Origin of the sequence: Dietzia sp. UCD-THP (genome assembly GCF_000349585.1) — a bacterium.
In the GTDB taxonomy this organism is placed as follows: domain Bacteria; phylum Actinomycetota; class Actinomycetes; order Mycobacteriales; family Mycobacteriaceae; genus Dietzia; species Dietzia natronolimnaea_A.
Genome location: NZ_KB714645.1, coordinates 1 through 347 on the forward strand (window position 1 = coordinate 1; position 347 = coordinate 347).

The following is a 347-nucleotide window of genomic DNA, read 5'->3' on the forward strand; positions in this document are numbered from 1 at the left end:
CACAATCCTTGACACAGCCCACACATCGGAGAAGCGGTGTGGGGTGAATGGGACGTTTTTTGGGACAACGCTTGAGTAATCACTGGTAGGCCAGCGTCTAGCGCTGGTAGAGGATCCGCGAGGCGCAGCAGCCGATGACGTAAGCAAACTCGGTACCCGCGCCTGCAAGCTGGCGGGGCGACGACTGTCGCAGGTCGCTCACCTTCCACTCGGCGTCGTCCTGCAGTGGCCCCCAGCCTCGCAGGCACGGGCCAGGGCAATAACGTGACCGGGCGGGGCAGAAGTCTGCTTTTTGCCGGCCACTGTAGCTACGGGTTTGTCAGTGCCTGTCAGGAGCGAGGATTCTG